This is a genomic window from Cellulophaga sp. RHA19, assembly GCF_002813425.1.
Classification (GTDB): Bacteria; Bacteroidota; Bacteroidia; order Flavobacteriales; family Flavobacteriaceae; genus Cellulophaga.
In genome coordinates this window covers 3811489-3835352 of the sequence record NZ_PHUL01000001.1, presented here as the reverse complement: position 1 = coordinate 3835352, position 23864 = coordinate 3811489, and the positions used below count along the sequence as shown (strand labels likewise).

The 23864-nt window shown below is 32.5% G+C and carries 28 protein-coding genes; 22 read left to right on the top strand and 6 right to left on the bottom strand.

The features are described from left to right. Window positions 1-33: 33 nt before the first annotated feature. Window positions 34-681, bottom strand: coding sequence for a 7-carboxy-7-deazaguanine synthase QueE (locus tag AX016_RS16665; protein ID WP_232732649.1), 648 nt, complete (start codon window positions 679-681; stop codon window positions 34-36). Between the two features lie 169 nt (window positions 682-850). Here AX016_RS16665 and AX016_RS16660 point away from each other — a divergent pair, with 169 nt between their 5' ends. From AX016_RS16660 to AX016_RS16640, 5 genes are read left to right on the top strand one after another with little or no spacing between them, the layout of a single operon-like run. Continuing rightward, window positions 851-2359 (top strand): helicase HerA-like domain-containing protein, encoded by a 1509-nt coding sequence (locus AX016_RS16660; protein ID WP_100896695.1) that lies wholly within the window; start codon window positions 851-853, stop codon window positions 2357-2359. A 41-nt stretch (window positions 2360-2400) separates the two neighbouring features. Then, window positions 2401-2946 (top strand): hypothetical protein, encoded by a 546-nt coding sequence (locus tag AX016_RS16655; RefSeq protein WP_100896694.1) that lies wholly within the window; start codon window positions 2401-2403, stop codon window positions 2944-2946. A 1-nt stretch (window position 2947) separates the two neighbouring features. Continuing rightward, window positions 2948-3316 carry a cupin domain-containing protein gene (locus tag AX016_RS16650; protein ID WP_100896693.1) on the top strand — a complete coding sequence of 123 codons (369 nt, stop codon included), beginning with the start codon at window positions 2948-2950 and terminating at the stop codon, window positions 3314-3316. Between the two features lie 32 nt (window positions 3317-3348). Next, window positions 3349-4191, top strand: coding sequence for an alpha/beta fold hydrolase (locus tag AX016_RS16645; RefSeq protein WP_100896692.1), 843 nt, complete (start codon window positions 3349-3351; stop codon window positions 4189-4191). A 10-nt stretch (window positions 4192-4201) separates the two neighbouring features. Further along, the gene (locus AX016_RS16640; RefSeq protein ID WP_100896691.1) at window positions 4202-4630 is read left to right on the top strand and encodes a VOC family protein; all 429 of its coding nucleotides are present in this window, start codon (window positions 4202-4204) and stop codon (window positions 4628-4630) included. Between the two features lie 12 nt (window positions 4631-4642). On the opposite strand, the gene AX016_RS16635 is transcribed toward AX016_RS16640, so the two are convergent. Both AX016_RS16635 and AX016_RS16630 read right to left on the bottom strand, forming a co-directional pair. After that, window positions 4643-5446 carry a hypothetical protein gene (locus tag AX016_RS16635; RefSeq protein WP_100896690.1) on the bottom strand — a complete coding sequence of 268 codons (804 nt, stop codon included), beginning with the start codon at window positions 5444-5446 and terminating at the stop codon, window positions 4643-4645. 73 nt (window positions 5447-5519) lie between these two features. Further along, a complete protein-coding gene (locus AX016_RS16630) occupies window positions 5520-6236 on the bottom strand; it encodes a class I SAM-dependent methyltransferase (protein WP_100896689.1) in 717 nt (238 codons plus the stop codon). A gap of 60 nt (window positions 6237-6296) precedes the next feature. Here AX016_RS16630 and AX016_RS16625 point away from each other — a divergent pair, with 60 nt between their 5' ends. The 3 genes from AX016_RS16625 (at window position 6297) to AX016_RS16615 (ending at window position 8200) form a co-directional block, all read left to right on the top strand. Beyond that, window positions 6297-6812 carry a DUF2059 domain-containing protein gene (locus tag AX016_RS16625; protein WP_100896688.1) on the top strand — a complete coding sequence of 172 codons (516 nt, stop codon included), beginning with the start codon at window positions 6297-6299 and terminating at the stop codon, window positions 6810-6812. Further along, window positions 6812-7306 (top strand): YkgJ family cysteine cluster protein, encoded by a 495-nt coding sequence (locus tag AX016_RS16620; protein WP_100896687.1) that lies wholly within the window; start codon window positions 6812-6814, stop codon window positions 7304-7306. Before AX016_RS16625 ends, AX016_RS16620 begins: the two co-directional genes overlap by 1 nt. A 63-nt stretch (window positions 7307-7369) precedes the next feature. Further along, window positions 7370-8200, top strand: a complete 831-nt coding sequence (locus tag AX016_RS16615) for a sterol desaturase family protein (RefSeq protein ID WP_100896686.1) — start codon at window positions 7370-7372, stop codon at window positions 8198-8200. Here the strand turns inward: AX016_RS16615 and AX016_RS16610 are convergent. Beyond that, window positions 8197-9432: an exo-beta-N-acetylmuramidase NamZ family protein gene (locus AX016_RS16610; protein WP_100896685.1), complete on the bottom strand. Its 1236-nt coding sequence runs from the start codon at window positions 9430-9432 to the stop codon at window positions 8197-8199. The two genes, AX016_RS16615 and AX016_RS16610, sit on opposite strands and share 4 nt — an antisense overlap. A 3-nt stretch (window positions 9433-9435) precedes the next feature. Here AX016_RS16610 and AX016_RS16605 point away from each other — a divergent pair, with 3 nt between their 5' ends. The 10 genes from AX016_RS16605 (at window position 9436) to AX016_RS16560 (ending at window position 21437) form a co-directional block, all read left to right on the top strand. Continuing rightward, window positions 9436-10677: an ABC transporter permease gene (locus tag AX016_RS16605; protein WP_100896684.1), complete on the top strand. Its 1242-nt coding sequence runs from the start codon at window positions 9436-9438 to the stop codon at window positions 10675-10677. Window positions 10678-10769: 92 nt separating this feature from the next. After that, window positions 10770-11750, top strand: coding sequence for a PLP-dependent cysteine synthase family protein (locus AX016_RS16600; RefSeq protein WP_100896683.1), 981 nt, complete (start codon window positions 10770-10772; stop codon window positions 11748-11750). Window positions 11751-11761: 11 nt separating this feature from the next. Further along, window positions 11762-12349, top strand: a complete 588-nt coding sequence (locus AX016_RS16595; RefSeq protein ID WP_100896682.1) for a sugar O-acetyltransferase — start codon at window positions 11762-11764, stop codon at window positions 12347-12349. Between the two features lie 26 nt (window positions 12350-12375). Next, window positions 12376-13161, top strand: a complete 786-nt coding sequence (locus tag AX016_RS16590) for an aldose epimerase (protein WP_100896681.1) — start codon at window positions 12376-12378, stop codon at window positions 13159-13161. Window positions 13162-13233: 72 nt separating this feature from the next. After that, window positions 13234-14958 carry a SulP family inorganic anion transporter gene (locus AX016_RS16585; protein ID WP_100896680.1) on the top strand — a complete coding sequence of 575 codons (1725 nt, stop codon included), beginning with the start codon at window positions 13234-13236 and terminating at the stop codon, window positions 14956-14958. Between the two features lie 65 nt (window positions 14959-15023). Continuing rightward, entirely contained in the window at window positions 15024-16433 is a 1410-nt protein-coding gene (locus AX016_RS16580; protein ID WP_100896679.1) for an MBL fold metallo-hydrolase, read from the top strand. Between the two features lie 192 nt (window positions 16434-16625). After that, the gene (gene fucP / locus AX016_RS16575; protein ID WP_100896678.1) at window positions 16626-17996 is read left to right on the top strand and encodes an L-fucose:H+ symporter permease; all 1371 of its coding nucleotides are present in this window, start codon (window positions 16626-16628) and stop codon (window positions 17994-17996) included. Window positions 17997-18098: 102 nt separating this feature from the next. Then, entirely contained in the window at window positions 18099-19148 is a 1050-nt protein-coding gene (locus tag AX016_RS16570) for a lactonase family protein (RefSeq protein ID WP_100896677.1), read from the top strand. An 86-nt stretch (window positions 19149-19234) separates the two neighbouring features. Next, window positions 19235-20596, top strand: a complete 1362-nt coding sequence (gene hemN, locus AX016_RS16565) for an oxygen-independent coproporphyrinogen III oxidase (RefSeq protein ID WP_100896676.1) — start codon at window positions 19235-19237, stop codon at window positions 20594-20596. Window positions 20597-20618: 22 nt separating this feature from the next. Next, window positions 20619-21437 carry a universal stress protein gene (locus AX016_RS16560; protein WP_100896675.1) on the top strand — a complete coding sequence of 273 codons (819 nt, stop codon included), beginning with the start codon at window positions 20619-20621 and terminating at the stop codon, window positions 21435-21437. 64 nt (window positions 21438-21501) lie between these two features. On the opposite strand, the gene AX016_RS17400 is transcribed toward AX016_RS16560, so the two are convergent. Next, the gene (locus AX016_RS17400; RefSeq protein ID WP_286142092.1) at window positions 21502-21633 is read right to left on the bottom strand and encodes a hypothetical protein; all 132 of its coding nucleotides are present in this window, start codon (window positions 21631-21633) and stop codon (window positions 21502-21504) included. 93 nt (window positions 21634-21726) lie between these two features. Continuing rightward, entirely contained in the window at window positions 21727-21903 is a 177-nt protein-coding gene (locus AX016_RS17240) for a hypothetical protein (RefSeq protein WP_157811150.1), read from the bottom strand. Window positions 21904-22084: 181 nt separating this feature from the next. Here AX016_RS17240 and AX016_RS16555 point away from each other — a divergent pair, with 181 nt between their 5' ends. From AX016_RS16555 to AX016_RS16540, 4 genes are read left to right on the top strand one after another with little or no spacing between them, the layout of a single operon-like run. Then, entirely contained in the window at window positions 22085-22414 is a 330-nt protein-coding gene (locus tag AX016_RS16555) for a YtxH domain-containing protein (protein WP_100896674.1), read from the top strand. Continuing rightward, on the top strand, window positions 22414-22761 hold the full coding sequence (locus AX016_RS16550) for a hypothetical protein (protein WP_100896673.1): 348 nt from the start codon (window positions 22414-22416) through the stop codon (window positions 22759-22761). The genes AX016_RS16555 and AX016_RS16550 overlap by 1 nt, the downstream gene beginning before the upstream one ends. 10 nt (window positions 22762-22771) lie before the next feature. After that, window positions 22772-22969 (top strand): hypothetical protein, encoded by a 198-nt coding sequence (locus tag AX016_RS16545; RefSeq protein ID WP_198519454.1) that lies wholly within the window; start codon window positions 22772-22774, stop codon window positions 22967-22969. Window positions 22970-23009: 40 nt separating this feature from the next. After that, entirely contained in the window at window positions 23010-23327 is a 318-nt protein-coding gene (locus AX016_RS16540) for a hypothetical protein (protein ID WP_100896671.1), read from the top strand. Window positions 23328-23864 lie beyond the last annotated feature (537 nt).

Here is a 23864-nt window from a genome sequence, read left to right as displayed (position 1 = left end):
AGTATAATTTATACTAGCTTCTTTTTTATGTTTTTATGGTATATTTAAATACTTGTGTGTTTGTAATGATACTTTCCATTGCGGATTTTTCATTACAAAGTCTACAATTAACGGAGTCATTTTATCTTTAACACTCCATTCTGGTTGTAAATATAAAATACAATCTTTATTTACTTTAGCTGCTTGTTCTTCAGCAAATTTAAAATCGTTTTTATTGTAAATTATCATTTTTAACTCATCTGCCTTATCATAAATAATACCTTGTGGTAATTTATTTTTTTTAGGAGATAAGCAAATCCAGTCCCAAATACCTGTTAAAGTGTATGCGCCAGATGTCTCTATATGTGTTTGTAAATTTTTAGCCTTTAAAGCCTCTGTAAGCGGAGCCATATTCCAAGTTAAAGGCTCGCCACCAGTAACAACAATTGTGTTAGAGTATTTTGCAGCGTTATCTACAATAGCGTCTATAGTTGTTGGTGGGTGCGTAGCAGCGTTCCAACTCTCCTTAACATCACACCAATGGCAACCAACATCGCAACCACCTACACGTATAAAATATGCAGCGGTTCCTTTATGGAAACCTTCTCCTTGTATGGTATAAAATTCTTCCATTAATGGAAGCATTTCTCCTTTGTCTACTAATGCTAATACCTCATTTTTAACCATTATGCAAAGATACATTTTTTGTTTTTTACTATCTAACTTTAAGTAAAAGATAGCAGCTGGTTAACTTGTTCGTCAAAAAAAAATAAAAAAATAGCATCAATAACTTAGAGTTTTATTGTGTTTACAGTAAAACTTCTCTTTTTAGTTGTTTAAATTTAAGCTATTTTTATCAAAATTTTAAGAAATGAGCACCAAGGAAAAATTTTTAGCAGACATAGAAAAAGGGTATACTACAAAAGGAGACTTTATAACTATGGGTGCTGGTATAGTAGAAGGGGAAACCGTTACTAATGCATTTGTAAAAATACCTTTAAAAACTCTTAACCGTCACGGTTTAATTGCTGGTGCAACAGGTACCGGAAAAACAAAAACATTGCAGGTATTGGCAGAGAATTTATCTGATAAAGGTGTGCCAGTAATGCTAATGGATTTAAAAGGTGATTTAAGTGGTATAGCGCAACCAAGTGCAGGACATCCTAAAATTGACGAACGCCATGCTCAAATTGGTTTGCCTTTTGAAGCTAAAAGTTTTCCTGTAGAAATTTTGTCTTTGTCTGAGCAAGATGGAGTAAAATTAAGAGCTACAGTATCAGAATTTGGACCAGTATTACTTTCTAGAATTTTAGACTTAACCGTAACACAAGAAGGTATTGTTGCTGTTATTTTTAAGTATTGCGATGATAATAAATTACCGCTTTTAGATCTTAAAGATTTTAAAAAGGTACTGCAATATGCTACAGATGAAGGTAAGGCCGAATTTAAAGAGAGCTACGGAAGAATTTCTTCTGCATCTACAGGTACTATTCTTAGAAAAGTAATAGAACTAGAACAGCAAGGAGCCGATTTATTTTTTGGTGAAAAATCTTTTGATGTTGATGACTTAACCAGGATTGATGAAAACGGAAGAGGCTACATTAATATTTTAAGGTTAACAGATATACAAGACAGACCTAAATTGTTTTCAACTTTTATGTTGAGTCTTTTAGCTGAAATTTATGATACTTTTCCTGAGCAAGGAGATAGTGACAAGCCAGAGTTGGTGTTGTTTATAGATGAAGCTCACTTAATTTTTGATGAAGCATCTAAAGCTTTGTTAAATCAAATAGAAAGTATTGTAAAATTAATACGTTCTAAAGGTATTGGTGTATACTTTGTAACACAAAACCCTGCTGATGTTCCAGAAGATGTTTTGGCTCAATTAGGGTTAAAAGTGCAACACGCTTTACGTGCATTTACAGCTAAAGATAGAAAAGCTATTAAATTAGCGGCACAAAATTACCCAGATAGTGAGTATTATGACACAGAAGATGTGTTAACTTCTTTGGGTATTGGAGAAGCTTTAATTTCTGCTTTAGATGAAAAAGGAAGACCAACGCCTTTAGCAGCTACTATGTTACGTGCACCTATGAGCCGTATGGATATTTTAACAGATAAAGAATTAAAGGAAGTAATAGACGCTTCTTCTTTAGTTAAAAAATACAATGATATTATAGATAGGGAAAGTGCTTATGAAATGCTGAATAAGAAAATTGAAAAGGCAGAGCAAATAGCAGCAAAAGAAAAAGAAAAACCAGCGGCAAAGCGTACAAGTAGTCGTTCTAAAAGCACAAGACAAAACCCAATTGTAAAAGTGTTAACCAGTGCTACTTTTATTAGAGGTATGTTGGGTGTACTTAAAAAAGTACTACGCTAAACAAATTAAAACCAAATCTATTTACTAACTACATATTTTAAATGAAGAAAATTACAATTACCTGTATAGTTGCAGCTGCAACATTATTAACGCAATGTGCAAAAAGTACAGATGCAGATTTTTTAATTTCTGCAAATGGTTTTGGTAAACTAACCAAAGAAAACCTGGCTAGTGATATAGAAACCATATACGCAACAGACTCTATAGTAAAAGATAATGCAGTACAATTAAGTGCTAATATGCGTAAAGAGCATATATACGAAAAAGGAGGTAAACCTTTGTTTACAGTAAGTATTAGTAATGACTCTATTATAGATAATATTAGGGTTTTAGATGCGCGTTATACAACAGATAAAGGTGTTAACTTACTTAGTACTTTTAAAGATATTAAAGATAATTATACCATTAGTAAAGTATTAACTTCTATGAACAATGTTGTGTTGTTTATAAAAGATAGTGATGTTTATTTTACAATTGATAAAAAAGAACTACCAGAAAACTTACGCTATAGCAACACTACAAAAATTGAAGCAATACAAATACCAGATGCTGCTAAAATTAAGTATTTAATGATAGATTGGGAGTAGTATGAAAAAGAAGTATACCATACAAACACAACCTTTTGTGGTACCTACTACAGATGGTAAATTAATAGAAGAACATTTTGGTGGCGCAACTAACAAGCAACAAGAGTTAAGTATAGCTCATATGGTTGCACCTCCGGGTTGGTCAGAGCCTTTTCAGACACCAGAGTTTACAGAGTACACTTATGTAATAAAGGGCAAAAAACAATTTATTATAGATGATGAAGTTGTTGTTTTAGAACAAGGACAATCTATACGCATAGAGAAAAATACACGTGTACAATATGCAAACCCTTTTGATGCTCCTTGTGAGTATATATCTATTTGTACACCAGCTTTTTCTATAGACACAGTACACAGAGAAGAAGATTAACCCTTATTTTATAGTATCCTACACCTCATTTTATGAAAAAAATGCTAAGTAAAATTATCCCCAAAGTTTATGGTGCATATTTTAATGTGCTTTCTGTGTTTTCTAAAAAGAAAGCTGCAAAAAAAGCATTTTATCTTTTTTGTACGCCTAGAAAAGGAAAAGTGCTACCCTTTCAGTCAGAATTTTTAAATAGTGCAAAGAAAGAGGTTGTACATAGTAATAATATAGATTTACAGGTGTACGAGTGGACTGGCAAAAAAGAAACTATTTTACTTTTACACGGCTGGGAAAGTAATGTGTTTAGGTGGCGTAATTTAATTTCTTTTTTAAAAGAAGAAGGGTATAATATTATTGCTTTTGATGCGCCTGCACATGGTAACTCTAAAGGGCAAGTATTGCATGTGCCTATTTACACAGAAGTAGCACAAACACTTATAGATAAATATAAGCCAAAACATATTGTAGGGCATAGTGTTGGGGGAATGACAACCTTGTATAACAATTACAAATACAGTAATCCTAGTGTAGATAAACTAGTAATTCTTGGAGCGCCATCAGAATTTTATACTATTTTGCTTAACTACCAAAATATGCTTAAGTTTAATAATAAAGTCTTTAATGAGTTAAAGAAATTTATAATAGAGCAATTTGGTTTTAAGGCTGAAGATTTTTCTATATCTGAATATGTAAAAAAGAATAAAAAGAAGGGGTTACTTGTGCATGATAAGTTAGATTTTATTGCACCTTGTTCCGACTCAGAGTTAGTACATAAAAATTGGACTAACAGTAAATTAATAACAACTAAAGGTTACGGACATTCACTACACCAAGATGAGGTTAGTAATGCAGTAATATCATTTTTAAAAGAAGATTAAAAATACAACTATGAAATATCCAATAGCACCTTTTCATATCGCAATTCCTGTTCATAATTTAGAGGAGTGTAGAACATTTTACAAAGACGTAATAGGTTGCCCAGAAGGAAGAAGTAGTGACCATTGGGTAGATTTTAACTTATTTGGTCATCAGTTAGTAATACATTACAAAGAGAAAACTACAGCAGAAGATTTACACACCAATTCTGTAGATGGTAAAAATGTACCAGTACCGCATTATGGTGTTGTACTGCCTTGGGAAACTTTTGAGACCTTTTCTAAAGAATTAAAAGATAAGGGAGTTAATTTTGTAATAGAACCTTATGTTAGGTTTAAAGGAGAAGTAGGAGAGCAAGCAACTATGTTTTTTTTAGATCCTGCAGGTAATGCTTTAGAGTTTAAAGCGTTTAAAGATGTACACCAATTGTTTGCTAAGTAGTGTAGTTTTTAACTATCTGCCTCCATTAGCTTTTAAGTCTGCTATACATTCAGCATCTAAAGTAGGTAATCCGTTTTTACTTGCAATAAGCATTTTTTTCATTCCGGCTCCAAACTCTAATTCGGCGTTCATTAAACAGTTGTCTACATTACAGTGGTTACTGCCTATAATTTCTCCGTCATCATTTGTAGCTTCGCCTTCGTGCGGATGAACCATTTCTGACCCTAAATTAACCAAGCCCATTAAGTGGCCAAGCTCATGTTGTAATGTTGCTGTTTCTATAGATTTTTCAGATACTAAAGCACTTTTAGCAGCTAAATCTTTAATTGTAGACTCATATATAATCATAGATGTGTTGCGGTAAACAGCACCAAGTGTAACAGAGTTTTTTTCTATGTCATCATTGTTAGACGGTGCATCTGCAAAATAAATATAAATAGCTAAAGTATCATCAGAGTTGTAAACAGTTCTGTTTTCGGTTTCTAATTTTGCTACTTCTTCAATTGTTAAATCTTCTTTATTAGGAGAGGAAACCTGCTTATAAGTAACAGTTATTTCATCTTTAAAACTAATATCATTTATAAAATCAGAAAATGCAGATAATGATTCTTCGTTGGGTCTAAAACCTTCAACATAAGCAATTTCTAATGCTAGTTTAGAGAATTTTGTATTAGATAAAATATCATTAGCAGAATCTCCAGAGCCTTGTAAGTTGGCTGTTTTACTTCCTCCTTTTTCCGATGAATCAGAATCATCTGTGTTAGAACAACCAATTAAAAATAAAGCAGCAAGTAATAAAACGCTAAAATTCTTCATAAACCTCTTTCTTTTTTATAACTAACAATTGATTGTCACAAAACCCTACTATTTAACGTAAAAAGTAGCTGCTCTATTGCTTTGCAAGTGTAAGTTTAGCTAAATAGTCGTAATGTTCGCCTTCAACTATCAACTCACAATTAAAGCCATTTAAAATTGCAGCACGTTGCAGTGTATTATAATCTAAATAAAGCCAAGGAAAAGAATCGCTTTTTTGTTGCTTATATTGCATAACATAATCTACTTCACCGTAATATTCTTTTCCTGGAGGAATCCAATAACCTCCATCTTCATCCTCATCAAACATATAAATAATGTCGCTAGAATCTAGAAGTAATTGTCCGTCTGCATTTAAAAGAGATTTTAAATGTTGTAAATAGTCACCTAGTTTGTTAAGGTTGCCAACAATTCCAATACCGTTCATTAAAAGTAAAAGTGTGTCAAAAGTAACGTCTTTATATTCTAGTATTTTAGCGTTAACAGTTTTGGTTACACCTCTTTTTTTGCAAGTTTCAATAGCTCCTTTAGATGAGTCTAATGCGGTAATATCTATATTTTTTTCTTGCAAATACAAGCTATGGCTTCCGGCTCCGCAACCAATATCTAAAACTTTTCCTTTGCTTAGTTGTAGTGCTTTTTGTTCTATAATTGGCATTTCTGTATAGTCTCTAAAAAGATATGGCACAGGAATTGTATCATCTTCAGAAATAGATGAAAGCGTAACAATGTCTTCTTTGTAGGTTTTGTTAAGATAGTCTAACATTGCAGCACCAAAAATATCGCTTCCCATTTTATTTGTATTTTAGCCAACAAAAGTGGCATTTTTTAACAACATTAGAAAGTATTTTATATGAAACAACTTGGTATTGCATTGGTTTTAGTTCTTTTTTTTGCAACAAATGGTATTGCACAAACAAAAAAGGACACTAGTTTAATTAATACGTATTTAAAAGCAAATGGTTCTGCAGCACAGTATGAGTATGCATACGACCAATTACTAACAATGTTACATAAAAATCATCCTAAAACAGCTGCAAATACAGACGCTTATAAATACTTAAACGATAATAAAAGTAAAGCTGTAGGTGAAATTTTAGATTCTTTAGGTGTTGTGTACACAAAGCACTTTACTAAAGATGATATTAAAGAAATGTTAGGTTTTTATAGAGGCGAGGCTGCAAAGCAAATGCTAAAAGACAGAACAAAAATGACTGAAGAGCAAAAGCAACAGTTAAATGCTTACTACAACTCTGAAGTTGGTAAAAAGATAATATCTAAGCAACAAGTTCTTAGTAAAGAGATAGGATCTGCTTCTGAAGCTTGGAGCAGAGATTTGTATGAAACAGCTATGAGCTTGTTAAAGTAATGAAAGAGATTTTAAAGGAATTGCCAAAAAAGGCAAAAGAAAAACAAAACGAAAACAAAAAGTTTTTTACCAAATTAAAAAAGAAGCCACCCAAGAATTTAGATTACGTAATGCAAGAGTTACACGAAGATGAGTTTAAAAAAACTGATTGTTTAACGTGTGCCAATTGCTGTAAAACAACAGGACCATTATTTACAAATGCAGATGTAGAGCGTATAGCAAAATCTTTTAGGCAAAAACCACAGCAGTTTATAAAAAACTATTTACGTGTAGATGATGAAAACGATTATGTTCTGCAAAGTGTACCGTGTACTTTTTTAGGGCCAGATAATTATTGCTCTATATATGATGTAAGGCCAAAGGCGTGTAGAGAGTTTCCGCATACAGATCGTAAAAAGTTTCAGCAGATAAGTAATTTAACAATGAAAAATGTAGCTATTTGTCCGGCTGCTTACAACATTGTTGAAGAAATGAAAAAGAGAATTAAAGTATAGTATTTCTATTTTTATATATAAACCGTTAACCAAAAAGTTAACGGTTTTTTTTATATTTAGAAGATGGAAAGTATTATTACATATTTTGAAACCATACCGTCTGCACATAGGAGTTTAATTTTAATTGGCGGTATAACGTTTTTTTGGCTTTTAGAAGGTGTTTTACCATTACAACGTTTTACGTATAAAAAATGGCGACACGCACTGCCTAATTTATTTTTTACGTTTACTACTATTGTAATTAACTTTTTACTCGCTTTTTTATTACTAAAAACTAGTGACTGGACAGTTGTACATAATTATGGAATAATAAACTGGCTACCGCAAATGCCGCTATGGTTGTATGTGACAATAGGTGTTATGCTATTAGATTTTTTTGGAGCTTACCTGGCTCATTTTACAGAGCATAAAGTAAAGCCTTTATGGATGGTGCATTTGGTTCATCATACAGACCATAATGTAGATACAACTACTGCAAACAGGCATCATCCGTTAGAGAGTGTTATACGCTTTGTGTTTACTTTGGCTGGTGTTTTTATAGTTGGGGCACCAATGGGAGTGGTTATGTTATACCAGTCTTTATCTTTGGTAGCAACCCAATTTGGACACGCAAATATTAAATTACCTAAAAAAGTAGATGAGGTTATAAGTTATTTTTTAGTGTCTCCAGATATGCACAAAGTACACCACCATTATGTGTTACCTTACACAGACTCTAACTACGGAAATATTTTCTCGGTATGGGATAGGTTGTTTGGTACGTTTATGAAACTAGATCGTGATAGTATTGTGTACGGTGTAGACACTTTTCCTGATGAGGTAGAAAATGCAAGTATAAAAGGATTGCTAAAACAACCTTTTCATAAGTACAGAAAACCTACAACAGAAGTTTAGTTATACATAAGATATTTTGCTCTTATTTTTTTAAACTCTTCAATAGCTGGTTGCCACGTTTTTTTAATTTCAGCTTCAGACATACCTTCTACTATCTGTTTTTGTAACTTACTAGTACCAGCGTGTTTTGTAAAACCACTTGTTAAAAACACTTTGCTTTTATCTGTACTGTTTGTATATGCATCAATAATCCATTTTAATGTCATACTATTCATTCTTTCTATGCTAGACAAATCGTTACCATAACAAATTTTTCCTTTGTGTTTTGGGTATTTAGAACCAAAGTTTGGTTGTGGTGTGTATGTAAAACTATATTTTGTGCTGTCTAAAAAAGGTGCTCCATAACGCTGAAACTGAAATTCTGTGCCTCGACCAGCGTTAATATCCATTCCCTCAAACAACCCTAAACTTGGGTATAATGTAATTGCGGTATTGTTTGGCAGGTTAGGAGAAGGTCTAATAGGTAAGTTGTAATCGCTGTTATGCTCATAATTATCAAGTTTTACCACAGTTAAATCTGTTTTTTTATCACCATTTAACCAGCCTTCTTCATTTATCATTGTTGCATATTCTGCAATAGTCATTCCGTATACTAACGGAATATTTGTCATTCCTAAAAAACCTCTATGTTCAGTTTCCATAGTTGGTCCGTCTACATAATGTCCGTTTGGGTTTGGCCTGTCTAGCACAACAACTTTAATATTGTTTTCTGCACAAGCTTCCATTACCAGCTGCAATGTAGCTATGTAAGTGTAAAAACGCACACCAACATCTTGTATATCAAAAAGCACCACATCAATATCTTTTAATTGTGCGTTATCTGGCTTTCTATTTTTACCGTATAGTGATATTAAAGGCAAACCAGTTTTAGTGTCTACACCATCTTTTACGTGTTCACCAGCATCAACCTTACCTCTAAAACCGTGTTCTGGAGCAAAAACTTTTTTAATATCTACATTTAGTGTTTGTAGAGAGTCTACTATATGGGTATACGTATCATCAGTCTTAAATATAACACTGGTTTGGTTGGCAACAATAGCAACTTTTTCACCTTTTAATAACGGCAAATAGTCGTTAGTTTTATTAGCCGCAACTACAATTTTTTTAGGAGTAATAGCTTTTGCTTTTTCTTCTATATTGGCTGTAAAATTAGCTTTTGGGGCGTTTCCGCACGCAGAAAGTATTAAAAACCATAATAAAACTGTACTTTTGAAACCGGATAAAATAGCCATAAATTGAACTTAGAATTTTTTATTACTAAACGCCTAATTAAAGGTAAAGAGAATAAAAGTAGTATATCTGCTCCAATTATAAAAATTGCCATTGTAGCAATTGCGTTGAGCGTTATTATGATGCTTTTTGCTATTGCCACAGGAGAAGGACTTAAAGAGAAGGTAAGAGAAAAAGTTGCTGCTTTTAATGGTCACATTCAAATTTTTAATTACGATAATAATACGTCAGATGTTTCTGTTGTACCAGTATCCATAAATCAAGAGTTTTACCCAGAGTTTAAAAATGTAGATGGCATTACACACGTGCAAGCTATTGCTAATAAAGGAGGTATAATTATTACAGATGATACTTTTGAAGGTGTAATAGCCAAAGGAGTTGGTAAAGATTATAATTGGGATGTTTTTAAAGAGTATTTGGTTGCTGGTAAATTACCTAATTATAAAGATAAATTAAATGAAGAAGTTTTGATTTCTTCTTTAATTGCAAATAGGTTAAATTTAAAGGTAGGTGATACTTTTTCTACTTTTTTCTTAAAAGATAATAATCCGTCACAAACACCAAACCGAAGAAACTTTACTATTATTGGTTTGTACGATAGCGGTTTTGAAGAATTTGATGGTACGTATGTTTTTGTAGACATACGCCATATACAACGTATTAATAAATGGAACAAAGACCAAGTAGGTAGTTTTGAAGTCTTTTTAAATAGTTTTGATGCTATAGACCAAAAAAGTAAAGAAATTTACGGTACTACGGTTTCTACATTAGATTCTAGCAATATAAAAGATAAATACCGTAGCATTTTTGAGTGGATTGGTTTGTTTGATTTTAATGTGACGCTTATTATAGGAATAATGATAATTGTTGGTGGTATTAATATGATTACTGCACTTTTAGTTTTAATTCTAGAGCGTACCCAAATGATAGGCATTTTAAAAGCCCTTGGTGCTGCAAATTGGAGCGTGCGTAAAGTATTTTTATACAATGCTGTTTACCTAATTGCAATTGGCCTTTTTTGGGGTAATTTAATAGGCTTGGGCTTACTGTGGTTACAAGACAAGTTTAAATTTTTAAAATTTGCAGATCCAAAAGAATATTACATAGAGTATATACCTGTGCATATAAGTTTTGTAACAGTACTGGTGTTAAACATAGGTGTAATGCTGCTTTGCTTGCTTATGTTGTTACTACCATCATACATAATTACAAGAATAAGCCCTGTTAAGTCTATTAAGTTTGAGTAGACTAACAACTTACATAATCTAACAATAACAACAGGTTTAGTTATTTTTCTATATCATTAATTTATCTTTGCACTTAAATAGAAATTATTTAAATGAATTACGCAGAGAATATTTTAGAGACTATTGGTAATACACCATTAGTTAAATTAAATAAACTAACAGAAGAATTACCTTGTTTGGTATTGTCTAAATACGAAACTTTTAACCCTGGAAATTCTGTAAAAGACCGTATGGCTTTACAGATGATTGAAGATGCAGAAGCAGACGGAAGATTAAAACCAGGCGGAACTATTATTGAAGGTACTTCTGGTAATACAGGAATGGGCTTGGCATTGGCGGCTATTATAAAAGGATACAAATGTATTTTTGTAATGGCAGACAAACAGTCTAAAGAAAAAGTAGATATATTAAAAGCTGTAGGAGCAGAGGTTGTTGTTTGTCCTACTGCAGTAGAACCAGACGATCCAAGATCATACTACTCAGTTTCTAAAAGACTAGGAGAAGAAACACCTAACTCTTGGTATGTAAACCAATACGATAATCCGTCTAACGCTAAAGCACACTTTTTAAGTACTGGTCCAGAAATTTGGGAACAGACAGAAGGCAAAATAACACACTTTGTTGTTGGTGTTGGTACAGGTGGTACTATATCTGGTGTTGGTAAATACTTAAAGTCTAAAAATCCTAATGTAAAAGTTTGGGGTGTAGACACCTATGGTTCTGTATTTAAAAAATATCATGAGACAGGTGAGTTTGATGAAAACGAGATTTACCCATACATAACAGAGGGTATTGGTGAAGATATTTTACCTAAAAATGTTGACTTTAGTATTATTGATGGTTTTACAAAAGTAACCGATAAAGATGCTGCTGTTTATACACAACGCTTGGCTAAAGAAGAAGGTATGTTTTTAGGAAACAGTGCTGGTGCAGCCATAAAAGGTGTATTGCAGTTAAAAGAACATTTTACAAAAGACGATGTAGTAGTGGTTCTTTTTCACGACCACGGAAGTAGGTATGTGGGTAAAATGTTTAATGATGATTGGATGAGAGAACAAAATTTTATCGAATAAAAATAAAGCCTATGCAGAGTGAAAAAGACAAAATGCTTTCTGGTAAACCATATTCGCCTTATGATAAACAATTGGCTGAAGATCGGTTTAAAGCAAAGGAAATTGTTTTTAAATTTAACACTCGCTCTCCGCTAGAAGAAAAAGAAAAAAAGCAAGATATAATTCAGCTTTTAAATAAAACACCTAAGCGGTTCTATATAGAGCCGCCTTTTAGGTGCGATTATGGTTATAACATAGAAATTGGTGCTAACTTCTTTTCTAACTATAACCTTGTTATACTAGACTGTGCCAAGGTAACTATAGGAGACAATGTAATGTTGGGGCCTAACGTAGCATTGTATACCGCAGCCCACCCAATACACCATAGCATTAGAAATAGATTGTATGAGCACGCTTTGCCAATAACTATTGGCAATAATGTTTGGATTGGTGGTAACGTGGTTATTAATCCAGGGGTAACTATTGGAGATAATACGGTTATTGGTTCTGGTAGTGTGGTTACTAAAGATATTACAAGTAATGTAGTAGCCGTAGGAAATCCTTGTGTGGTTAAAAGACAAATTACCCAAGAAGATAAAGTCTATTTTGATATAAAATAGTAACTTGTGTGTTATAATTTTTTAGCATGATAATACTAGAATTAGCAAACCAAATTGTTAAGATTGATAAAGGTGAACTTGTAAATTACCTTGTAGATAAGGTTGAATATATACACCAAAAAGGAGATCCAGGATGGCGTAATGCAGACACAGAAATGTTTCCGCTTATTGGCCCAACTGCAGAAGCAGGTTTTAAGGTTTGGACACCAAAAGGTGATGCTATACAAGACCAACACGGTTTGTTAAGAGAGTTAACTTATACGTTGTTAAGTGCAGATAGTACTGCTGCAGTTTTTCAAAAGGAATACAAGGCAAATAATAACGTAGCCAATTCTAAATATCCAAATAAATCTACCGTAAGTGAATTGTACTGGCCGTATGATTTTAAATTTCAAAAAAAGTTTGAATTAACTACCACAGGTGTAGAAATTACTTTTTTAATTACTGCAGAAGAAGGTATGCCGTATATGTTAGGCTATCACCCAGCTTTTAAAACAGAAAGTAACGTTACAGAAGTTAGTTACGGAGAAAATGCTAAAGCTGCTGTAAAAGACATTAAAGCTGCAGGTAGTGTAGCTTATCCTTTAAGAGATATGACTAAGGCAGAATTACAAAATACAAATGCCATTACTATAGAAACCCAAGGTTTTAAAGAGTTAATGTTATGGACAGAGGTAGATACTATGTTGTGTGTAGAGCCTATTACATTTTACCCTTATGATGTTGCCCAAGACAAATTGTTTAAAGGATATAGCAATATGGGCAAAGTGCCAGCAGAATATAAAGTGTTTTTAAAGCCTAGTAATTTGTAATTTAATAAGATGTTTTTGACCCAATTTTAATTTTTTTATTGCTACTATTAACAATAATAGTAAATTTGTTTAATGCAGAATTTCTTTCCCATACTTGCGTGGCTTAAAACCTATAAAAAAGGAGATTTTATAAAAGATTTACTAGCTGGTTTTACAGTTGGTATTATTTTAATTCCTCAGGGTATGGCGTATGCTATGATTGCGGGTTTACCACCCGTATATGGTTTGTATGCAGCTTTGTTTCCTACTTTTATGTATGTGTTTTTAGGTACATCTAGGCAATTGGCTGTTGGTCCTGTTGCTATGGATTCTTTACTTGTTGCTGCTGGGTTAGGAGCATTATCACTTGCTACTACAGAAGACTATATTGCTATGGCAATTGTACTTGCTTTTTTGGTTGGTGCTACTCAGTTTCTGCTAGGACTTTTTAGAATGGGGTTTTTGGTTAATTTTATGTCTAAACCTGTAATTAGTGGCTTTACTTCTGGTGCGGCAATTATAATAATGTTTAGTCAGCTTAAACACTTACTTGGTGCAAATATAGAGGGGAGTAGTAAATTTATACAGTTACTAAAAAATGTATTTTCTAAAATAGGAGAAACCAATATGTACGACTTTGCAATTGGTTTGGTGGGCATAATTTTAATAGTAGTATTTAAAAAGGTAAATAAAAAATTACCCACAATTTTATTTGTGGTAGTGCTAGGTATATTGTCTGTGTACTTTTTTAAGTTAGATCAGTATGGAGTAAAAATAGTAGGTGCTATTCCAGATGGTTTACCTTCTTTTGGAGTACCAAACATAACTATTAAAAATATATTAGATATTTGGCCAATTGCAGTAACACTAGCATTTGTTGGGTATTTAGAAGCTATATCTATAGGTAAGGCGCTAGAAGAAAAAAGTGGTGAAGAAACCATAAATCCAAATCAGGAATTAAAGGCTATTGGGTCTGCTAATATGGTAGGGTCTTTTTTTAGTTCTTTTCCTGTTACAGCAAGTTTTTCTAGGTCTGCTATAAATTATGAAGCTGGTGCAAAAACAAATTTAGCATCTTTATTTAGTGTTATAATGGTGGTGGTAGTATTACTCTTTTTAACGCCATTATTTTTCTATCTACCTAAAGCAATATTAGCGTCTATAATAATGGTTTCTGTATTTGGATTAATAGATGTAGCTTATCCAAAAGAATTATGGAAACACCGTAAAGATGAACTATTAGTTTTACTAGCCACATTTATTTGTACTGTTTTTATAGGTATAAAAGAAGGTATATTAGTAGGTGTTTTATTTTCTTTATTGTTAATGGTGTACAGAACATCTAAACCACATTTTGCCGTGTTAGGTAATGTAAAAGACTCAGATTATTACAAAAATGTAAGCAGGTTTGGATCAGAAGTTATTACAAGAAAAGATTTATTAATTGTTAGGTTTGATGCCCAATTGTATTTTGGTAACTCTAGTTTTTTTAAGTCAGAATTATACAAGCATATAGAAAAAAAAGGACCTGCTCTAAAAGGTGTAATTTTAAATGCAGAGGCTATTAACTATATAGATTCTAGTGCTGCACAAATGTTAGAAAAAGTAATAAGAGAAATTCACGAAAAAAACATACAGTTTTATGTAGCTGGTGCTATTGGCCCTGCAAGAGATATTATTTTTACAAGCGGAATTATAACGGAGCTGCATAGAGAGTTTTTATTTGTAAAAACTTCCGAAGCGGTTACTTATTTTGATGAACCCAAGGAAATATCAATATTAAGAGCAAAGGTAGCACACCAAAAAAACTTTAACTGATAAATATCAGTATCTAAAAAAAATAATTAACGTAGTTTTACGCGTTTACAAAATTGAAAATGATTATGAATATAGAACAAATTTATACAGGATGCTTGGCACAGGGCGCCTATTATATAGAGAGTAACGGTGAGGTTGCAATTATAGATCCTTTAAGAGAAATAGATCCTTATATTAAAAGAGCAACAGCAGACAATGCAACTATAAAGTATATTTTTGAAACTCATTTTCATGCAGATTTTGTTAGTGGGCACGTTTCTTTATCTAAAGCAACAGGAGCACCAATAGTTTTTGGACCTAATGCTGTTACTGGGTTTGACGCTCTTATAGCTAAAGATTTACAAGAGTTTAAAGTTGGTAATGTAACTATAGTTGTGTTGCATACACCAGGACATACAATGGAGAGTACTACGTATTTACTACGTGATGAAAACGGTAAAGATCATGCAATTTTTTCTGGAGATACGTTGTTTTTAGGCGATGTTGGTAGACCAGATTTAGCACAAAAGGCAGGTGAAATTACAGAAAAAGATTTAGCTGGCTTTTTGTTTGATAGCTTACGCACTAAAATTATGCCTTTAGCAGATGATGTTATTGTATACCCAGCTCACGGTGCAGGTTCTGCTTGTGGTAAAAATATGATGAAGGAAACTGTTGATACGTTGGGCAACCAAAAAGGTATGAACTATGCGTTACGTGCAGATATGACCAAAGAAGAATTTATTAAAGAGGTAACAGATGGTTTAGCACCACCTCCAAAATACTTTCCGCTTAATGTAAAAATGAATAAAGAAGGGTATGATGATATAGCTGTTGTACAAGAAAGAGGTACAAGACCATTATCACCAGACGAATTAGAGGTTATAGCTAATGAAACTAGTGCAATTGTTTTAGATGTTAGGCACCAAAATGAATATGTAAAGGAACACATACCAAGATCTATTTTTATTGGTCTTAACGGTAGTTTTGCTCCTTGGGTTGGTGCTTTAATTGCAGATGTTAAACAGCCTATTGTTTTGGTTGTACCAGAAGGTTTAGAAAAAGAAGCAATTACACGTTTATCTCGTGTTGGTTTTGATAATACTATTGGCTTTTTAAAAGGAGGTATAGAAGCTTGGAAAGCGGCAGGTAAAGAAATAGATAGTTTACGTTCTATATCTGCAGATGAAGCTAAAGTAGAGATTAAAGAAAAAAGTGCTGAGGTTTTTGATGTTCGTAAAGTAGGCGAGTACCAGTCAGAGCATTTAGTAGATGCTAAAAGCACACCACTTAGTATGTTAAATAGTCACTTGGCAGAGTTTCCTAAAGAAACACCTTTTTATATACACTGTGCAGGTGGTTACAGATCTGTAATTGCTGCATCTATTTTAAAAAGTAGAGGAATTCATAACTTGGTAGATATTGCTGGTGGTTTTGCTGCTATGCGTAATGCAGATATGAATATTACAAAATACGTTTGTCCGTCTACATTATAGTAGTACAATAACATAATTTACAAAAGGTTAAAACAGTTTGGTACTTTCCAAGTTGTTTTAGCCTTTTTTGTTTTTATTAGTTGCTACGTCATAATTGCCCCAAAAGTATCTGTTAGTCGAAAAAAAATAGCGTAGTTAAAGTGTTTTAAATACATTGTACAGTATATTAACAACAAACAAACAAACTATTAAATGAAAACTACCGAGAAAATACCTGTTGTAACCAAAAAAATGTTGCTTCCGTTTATTTTAATTACTTCTTTATTTGCCTTGTGGGGTTTTGCAAATGCAGTTACAGATCCTATGGTTTCTGCGTTTAAAAAAGTGTTAGAGTTAAGTAATACGCAAGCATCTATGGTGCAAATGGCTTTTTATGGTGGTTACTTTTGTATGGCATTGCCAGCAGCAATGTTTATGCGTAAATACTCATATAAAGTAGGGGTATTAATTGGTCTAGGTTTGTTTGCTACAGGTGCCTTGTTGTTTTACCCGGCAGCAGTAACAGAGCAGTTTTGGTTTTTTTGTTTGGGCTTGTATATTTTAACTTTTGGTTTGGCTTTTTTAGAAACAGCTGCAAACCCATATGCATTAGCAATGGGAGCCAAGGAAACAGCTACACAGCGTTTAAATTTAGCACAAGCATTTAATCCTGTTGGTTTAATTGCAGGTATTTTAATAGCTAAGTTTTTTGTTGCCGAAAAATTACAGTCAGACGATTTTGATAATTTTGCAGCATTAGACTCCGTAAAAAAAGCAGCCATAACAGCATCAGATTTAGCTGTAATTAGAGATCCGTATGTAATTTTAGGACTAGTTTTAATTGGCTTTTTTATCTTGTTTTTGGTTAGTAAAATGCCCCAAAATACTACAGAAGGTACAATGCCAAGTATAAAAGACACATTTAAAGACTTAGCTAAAAATAAAAAATATGCATTGGGTGTTTTAGCGCAAATACTATACGTAGGTGCACAAATTATGTGTTGGACGTATATTTATCAATACGTAGAAGGTTTGGTAAACACTGGTGTTTTTAAAGAAAGTTACATTACCATATTTGGAACAGAAATTTTAAAAGACGGATTCTATTATCAAATTATAGCTTTTTTACTTTTTGTAGTTGGTAGAGCTATTGGTACAGCAATGTTGCGTTTTATGAGTGCAGGTAAACTACTATCTGGCTTTGCAGTATTGGCAATTGCATTTGTTTTAGGTACTATTTTTATAGATGGTATGTTTGGTTTGTATAGCTTAGTGGGTATATCATTTTGTTTGTCTTTAATGTTCCCAACAATTTATGGTATTGCTTTAGAAGGTTTAACAGAAGACCAGTCTAAAGTTGGTTCTGCAGGTTTAATTATGGCAATTGTAGGCGGTGCTTTAATGCCACCTTTACAGGGTTTAATTATAGATATGGGAGGTACAGGAGTATCAGATACCACAATAGCTGGTGTGTCAGAAATTAATTTCTCTTTTGTACTACCATTAATATGCTTTGTCTACATAGCTTGGTATGGGTATTTAGTGTACAAAAAGCACGAAAATAAAGTGGCAACAACTGTTTAATTACACAAACATTTTTAGTGATGTTGTAAATTTAAAGTTACATATAAAGTAATGTTTCTCTTTTATTTGTAATTTGGGTTTTAAATAATTAGCATTTAAACTATGATAGTATTGGTTGGTGGTTACACAGAAAAAATGTCTGAAACCCTAATAGGTAAAAGTAAAGGTATTTACATTTTAAATTGGAATGAAGACGAAGGAACTACTACCCAAATAGGGCACTTACCACTAAAAAATCCTAGTTATTTTACGTACAATACTAAAAATGATTGTTTGTATGTTATTGAAGAAATAGCATATGAAGATACTCCAAAACTAAAAGTATTTAAACACAACGGTAATGGTAGTTATACCAATATAGATGAAAAATACATTCACGGTGCATACCCTTGCCATATAGCCATATCACCAAACGGTAAAGAGGTTGCTGTTGCCAATTACGGTACAGGAAACGCAGAGATCTATGCCATACAAAAAAACGGCTTTGTGCAAAATGCACAAATTTTACAGCATACCGGCAAAGGTGTAAACCCAGGCAGACAAGAAGGTCCGCATGCGCATATGTGTTTGTACCATAAAAACAGAATGTATGTAACAGATTTAGGTTTAGATGCTGTTAAAACCTATGAAAAAGGTAGTAATACAGGTTTCATGAACAGAGCTAACTTAGACTTTAAAGTAGCAGCTGGTAGCGGAGCCAGACATTGTGTTTTTCATCCTAAAAAAGATTTTGTGTATGTATTAACCGAAATGTTTGGTACTGTAAGTGTGTTTTCTACCAAGGACAGTAGTTTGTTGCAAACCATAAAATTATTGCCAGAATCGTTTACAGATTTACCAGGTGCGGCAGCCATCAGAATAACAGATAACGGAAAATTTTTATACGCATCAGAAAGAACCACTAGTCAAATTATTGTTTTTAAAATTGATAAAAAAACAGGAGAATTAACACTGGTAGAGCGTGTAGATGCAGGCGGAAAAGTACCAAGAGATTTTAACTTATCTCCGTCTGAAAAATGGTTGTTGGTAGCAGGGCAAAGTTCTGACGATGTTACTGTTTTTAAGCGTAATGAGGATTTAGGAACCCTATCACTATCACACAAAATAAAAGAACTAAACACGCCTACTTGCGTACTTTGGCATAAGGCTTAGTTAAAAGTTGTTTTTTTGTAGTATGACATTTGTCATAGTTGTTGCTTAAAATAGCCAGTATTTTTACCCTAAAATACGCTATATACATGTGCAATTTAGTTCAGAAATACAATATTCCAGGTCCAAGATATACTAGTTACCCAACAGTTCCGTATTGGGATATAAATACGTTCTCTGGTAAGGAGTGGGAGAACACTTTAATTAAATCTTTTAAAGAAAGTAACGCTACAGAGGGTATAAGTTTATACATACACTTACCTTTTTGTGAAAGCCTTTGTACGTTTTGTGGTTGTCATAAGCGTATTACCAAACGTCATGAAGTAGAAACACCTTATATACAAGCAGTGCTAAAAGAATGGCAGTTGTATTGTGCTATGTTGCCAGAAAAACCAATTGTAAAAGAATTGCATTTGGGTGGTGGTACACCAACATTTTTTACTCCAGAAAATTTACAAGCACTTATAAAAGGTATTTTTAGAAAAGCAGACAAAGCGGCGGAGTACGAGTTTAGTTTTGAAGGACATCCAAACAACACTACAAAAGAACATTTACAAGCATTATATAACGTAGGTTTTAGACGTGTAAGTTATGGCGTGCAAGATTATAACAGTACGGTACAAAAAGCAATAAACAGAGTACAGTCTTTTGAGAATGTAAAAAATGTAACAGAGTGGGCTAGAGAAATTGGGTATACCTCTATTGGGCACGATATTATTTTTGGATTGCCACACCAAACATTAGAACACGTAGAAGAAACCATTTTAAAAACAAAAGAGTTGTTACCAGACAGGTTGGCTTTTTACAGTTACGCACACGTGCCGTGGTTAAAAGGTAATGGACAACGTGGTTATAGAGATGAAGATTTGCCAACTGCTACAGAAAAAAGAGAACAGTATGAAAAAGGAAAAGACTTACTTGCCAAAGTAGGGTATAAGGAAATTGGTATGGACCATTTTGCTTTAAAAACCGATAGCTTATATGCATCTATGGAAAACAATAATTTACATAGAAACTTTATGGGCTATACAGCATCTAAAACCCAAGTAATGATAGGTTTGGGTGTATCTAGTATTAGCGATAGCTGGTATAGTTTTGCTCAAAATGTAAAAAGTTTAGAAGAATACAATCATTTAGTATTTAATAATATAATTCCTATTTATAGAGGGCATATTTTAACACAAGAAGATCGTGTAATTAGAAAACATATTTTAAATTTGATGTGTAGGCTAGAGACTTCTTGGAGTACTAATGATGAAGAATTTGAGCTGTTGCCAAGTACTTTAGAAAAATTAGAAGAAATGGAACATGATGGTCTTATAGAAATTTCTGCTACAAAACTTACAGTATTAGATAAGGGTAGACCCTTTATTAGAAATATATGTATGGCTTTTGATGTTTTAATGCATAAAAAAGCGCCCCAAACAAGACTATTTTCAATGACAATATAATTATAACCTATAAATGTAAACTATGAAAAAAATTATTGTACCAGTAGACTTTTCAGATCAATCTAGTTATGCGCTAGAAGTAGCAGCATCTTTAGCTAAAACGCATAGTGCAGAAATTATTATTTTGCATATGCTAGAGCTTAACTCTGTTATGATTTCTTCTGAAGGTATGCCGCAAGAGCAAGTTGTATTTTTACTAAAGTTAACAGAAAAAAGGTTAAACGAATTTTTAGACAAACCATTTTTAAAAGATATAACCGTAACACCTATTATAAAACATTACAAGGTTTTTAGTGAGGTTAATGAGGTTGCAGAAGACCACAAAGCAGATTTAATTGTTATGGGTTCTCACGGAGTAGATGGTTTAGAAGAAATTTTTATAGGTAGCAACACAGAACGTGTGGTACGTAATGCAAACATACCTGTATTAATTATAAAAGAGCAGATAAAAGATTTTGATGTACAGTCTATAGTATACGCATCTAATTTTGAAGTAGAAGGTGTTAAAGCTTTTCACAAGGTAAAAGCCTTTGCAGATCTTTTAAAAGCACAGGTTAATTATGTGTATATAAACACACCAGGAGATAACTTTTTAAGTACAGAAGATACATATACAAGAATAGCAGAGTTTATATCTACAGCCAACGCAGCAGTAGAAGTAGAAATTTATAATGACTATACGGTAGAAAAAGGAATTCTTAATTACAGCAGTACTACCAACGCAGATTTAATTGCAATGGCAACACATGGCAGAAAAGGATTATCTCACTTTTTTATGGGCAGTATAGGAGAAGATATTGCCAACCACGCAAGTGTACCCGTAGTAACATTTAAAATATAAGCATAAAAAAAGCAGGTTGTAAAAAACCTGCTTTTTCAATTTTTAACCAATCATTAACCACTAATCATTGTTTCTTCTTATTGCTATTCATTAAAAAACCTACAACTATTGCAACTAGTATAACACATACTAAAGCAAAAATGGCAATCATTATTTTACCATTATTTAAGTTTGATAATATTATAGATAAATTCATAGTCTGGTGTTGTATTTAAGTTTAATACTGTAAAGGTATTAGCTATGTACAAATTATAATATGATATTTATCAGGTTACAAAAAAAGTACAACTTAAATAGCTGTACTAGTACTAAATACTGCTATTAGTAATAGTATAAGTATAATAGTTACAATTGCAAAAGCGGCAATAGTTATTTTGTTGTTTTGAAAAAAGTAATTACTTGTTTTCTTCTCTTTATCCTTAATAAACTTAATATCTTCTTCTCCTTGTTTTACATCTTTCTTCATTGTTCTTGTTTTTAGTTTGTACACAATTATACAAGATTTTAGAGTCAATTATTAGCGCTAATCATTTAAAAAATAGCGCAAAAGCTTTGTATTAAATGAGTTAAGTTTTTGTTTAATTACGTCAATACAAGCGTAAAAGAAATAGGACATTTGTATAACAAACAAATAAAAACATAAAGACATGAGTAACAATAGCAACACATTATTAGGAGTATTAGCCGGAACCGCAGTAGGAGCAACATTAGGAATTTTGTTTGCACCAGATAAAGGTATAAACACAAGAAGAAAACTTGTAGATGAAGCGGTAGCAACAAAAGAATCTATTGCAGATAGTGCTTTAGACTTAAGAAACACAGTAGCTGCAACTGTAGCAACAAATAAAGAAACATTAGATACTAAAATAGAAAACTTAGTTTCTGATGCCAGTTACAAAGCAGACGATGTAATTAACCAATTAGAAGGTAAATTAAAAGAGCTAAAAGCTAAGAACAAAAAATTACAGAAGTCATAATGAGTGTAATAAACTCCATAGACAAAACGGCAACTGAAGCTGCAGCGACTGGAAAAAAATACGTAGATGTAACTAAAAAATACTACGAGTTAAAAGTTTTTCAGCAGTTAACAAGTACATCATCCTATGTTGTAAAAACAGTTATAATAGGAGGCTTATTATTGTTAGCATTTTTGTTTATGGCAATATCCGCTGCAATAGCTTTAGGAGAATTGTTTAACAGCGTACCACTAGGGTATTTGGCAGTAGGAGGAATTTTTATACTGTTTGGCCTGTTGGTATATAGCAGAAGAACGTTTATAGATAAAATATTAATTAAAAATATGTCTAAGACTTATTTTGATTAAACCACAGACTATGCAATACACATCATTTAGACAAATAGAGGTAGATTTAAAAAGGCTTAGTTTAGAACGACAAATTTTAGTAGAAGAATTAAAAGCACAAAAACACCAAGTTGCAGAAGATTTAAAACCTTACAACTGGGTAAACTGGGCGTATAAATTAGCCCGTAAATACGGTGCACTACTTTTGGTAAAAAAACTATTTAAATAGTAAGTATTACTGGACTTGTAACACAAAAAAAACAGAGACTATGAGTAATGAATATGCAAAAAACGAAAGAGACAACATAGAAAAATACCAAAGCCAAGGGTACAAAAGTAACTTTAGCGTGGTAAATGGCAAATTGGTAGATCTAGAAGAGAAAACCAAATATACGCCACAAGAAGTTTTTGTGGTACAAGAGCACAGGTACGAGGGTATGAGTAACCCGTCTGATATGTCTATACTATACGTTATAGAAACAAAAGACAACAATAAAGGTACAGCCTTAATTGGTTATGGCCCAACAGGTAATTTAAACGCGGCAGAGTTTTTTAAAGATATACCTAAACAAAATTATAAAAGTTAAGACTGTCCCCAATACAACCCCACAGTAAAAAAAAGCAACACTATTATGGTGTTGCTTTTTTGTATAATACAGTTTGTTAATAACAGCAAAATGTAAATTACACCTAAAAACAAACCATTTATAAATTATTTTAAGACAATTACACATATCCGTAATTGGGGTAAAAAAAATAGTTATAAATTGTAAGAAAATTACTAAACGTTAATTTGTTTATTAAACATAGTTATGCAATGTATAAACACAATTAACCTATTTTATAGATATTAAAACTTATTGTAAGAGTCGAGACTGTTCCCCAAGAGAACCTCTCTTTTAAAAAGAGCAGCACTATTTTTAGTGTTGCTTTTTTGTTTTTAGCAACTTACTATTAAAAATATACCACAGGTAAACTATTTTAGGGCAATTACACATATCCGTAATTAAGGTATAAAAAATGTTTTTATATTGTAAGAAAAATAACAGCTATAAGTGTAATATGTGCGTTTATACAACCATATTGGCGGAATAAACGCAATGATTTGAGTTTATATGTAGTTA